General features: G+C 68.7%; 2 protein-coding genes. One reads left to right on the top strand and one right to left on the bottom strand.

The genetic code is table 11. From position 1 onward, the window contains the following. Positions 1–42: 42 nt before the first annotated feature. The gene (locus ACFW2E_RS35380) at positions 43–1,329 is read left to right on the top strand and encodes an ABC transporter substrate-binding protein (protein WP_384472633.1); all 1,287 of its coding nucleotides are present in this window, start codon (positions 43–45) and stop codon (positions 1,327–1,329) included. 97 nt (positions 1,330–1,426) lie between these two features. Here the strand turns inward: ACFW2E_RS35380 and ACFW2E_RS35375 are convergent. Then, positions 1,427–2,080, bottom strand: a 654-nt coding sequence (locus tag ACFW2E_RS35375; RefSeq protein WP_384472630.1) for an SDR family NAD(P)-dependent oxidoreductase, incomplete at its 5' end; no start/stop codon positions are given.

Below are 2,080 nucleotides of genomic sequence, written 5' to 3'. Positions count from 1 at the left end.
CCCCGCCGACCCGGGGGCCCCACCGCCCTGTACGGAAACGGAATGACTCACTGGCGCACGCCGCCCGCTGTGCGGGCGGCGGCGGCCGCTACCGCCGCCCTGCTCACCGCGACTGCCTGCACCAGCCAGCGAGGGCAGGACGACCAGGACACCGCCGCTGCTGGCGCATGCAAGGGCCAGCAGACCACCGGCATCACCGACAAGACCATCAAGCTGGGTGGGATCTACCCGCTGTCGGGACCTGCCTCCGCGTACGGCACGATCAGCAAGGGCGTGGCCGCCTACTTCAAGCATGTCAACGACCAGGGCGGCATAGACGGCCGCAAGGTGCAGTTGATCATCCGAGACGACGGCTATCAGCCGCCCAAGGCGGTTGAGGAGGCCCGCCGACTCGTCGAGCAGGAGAAGGTCTTCGCGGTGTTTCAGACCCTGGGCACCCCGTCCACGGCAGCCGTGTGGGACTACCTCAACCAGCAGAAGGTGCCGCAGCCGTTCGTCGCCACGGGGGCTTCCGTCTGGGGCACGGACGACAAGCACCCCTGGACCATTGGCTGGCAGCCCAACTACATCGCTGAGGCACGGGTGTATGCCAAGTACCTCAAGAGCGCCAGGCCCAAGGCCAAGGTCGCGGTCCTCTACCAGAACGACGACTTCGGCAAGGACCTGCTTGGCGGGTTCAAGAAGGCGATCGCCGGCAGCGGCGTCAAGGTGGTTGCCGAGGAGAGCTACGAGGTCACCGACCCGTCCGTGTCGGCACAGATGGCGAGCCTCTCCCGCTCCAGGGCGGATGTGCTGCTGGACGTCACCACCCCGAAGTTCGGCAGTCAGGCCCTCGCTGCCGATGCCAAGAACACCAAGTGGAACCCGCTGCACATCGTGAACAACGTGGCCTCGTCCGCCGCCGTGCTCAAGCCGGTCGGGTTCAGGAACGTCCAGGGCGTGGTCTCGGCGACCTACTTCAAGGACCCTGCCGACCCGCAGTGGGCGAACGACCCCGAGGTGAAGTCCTACACGAACGCCATGCACAAGTACGCCCCGGACGCCGACCCGGCCAACCAGTTCAACGCCTACGGCTGGGCCGTTGCCTCCAGCCTGCACAAGGCCCTGGACGCAATGAAGTGCCCGACCAGGGAAGGACTGCGAGACGCGGTGCGCAACCTGAACAACGTGAAGGTGGGCATGCTGCTGCCCGGAGTCACCATGTCCACGGGCCACGGCGACGCCTTCCCGCTCGAGACGATGCAGCTGATGCGGTTCAAGGGCGAGCGGTGGCAGTTGTTCGGCAAGCCGGTGGACACCCGCAAGGAGTTCGGCCCACTGACGAAGTGAGTCGGCGGGGGTGGCCCTGGTCGATCCCGACCCTTGCGGACCGCCCCCGTCCCGTCAGCACCGTGCGCGGATCGCGACCGGACAGGCGTCCACGTGCTCAGACGGCGTTCAACCCTCCGTCCACCACCAGGCTCTGCCCGGTGATGTAGGAGGCGCGGTCGGAGAGCAGGAAGGTGACGGCCTCGGCCACCTCCCAGGCCGTGCCCTGGCGGCCGAGCGGTATGCGGGCGAGCGAAGTGGAACGCGACGCCCGCCGGGCCGAGGCCTGACGGCCCATCGGGGTGTCAATCAGGCCTGGGACGACCAGGTTGGCGCGGATCCCGCGCGAGGCACCCTCCTTGGCGACGTGGCGGGTCAGACCGAACAAGCCCGCCTTGGAACTGTCGTAGGCGGGCGAGTCGGTTGCCGCGCGCAGCCCGGCCACCGAACCGACGAAGACGATCGATCCTCCGTCGGCGATCACGGGCAACCCGTACTTGGCGGCGAGGAAGGGAGCGCTCAGGTTGACCGAGAGCACGCGTTCCCACTGCTGTGGTGAGGTGTCCGCCAGGCCCGCTCCGAGGCCGATGCCGACGTTGACCACCACCGCGTCGAGCGTGCCGAGTTCGCGGACGGCCTCGGCGAACATGGCCGAGGACTGGTCGGGATCCGTGGCGTCACCGACTACGGGGAGGCCACGGGCGCCGTCCTCTCCAACGTGGGCGGGGGTGGCCGCCGCGCCGGAGGGGGAGACGTCGGCGCAGGCCACGGC

This window comes from Streptomyces sp. NPDC058964 (assembly GCF_042741275.1).
Taxonomy (GTDB): Bacteria; Actinomycetota; Actinomycetes; order Streptomycetales; family Streptomycetaceae; genus Streptomyces.
Note: the sequence above shows the minus strand (reverse complement) of the source record. Positions and strands in the feature narration are given on the sequence as shown.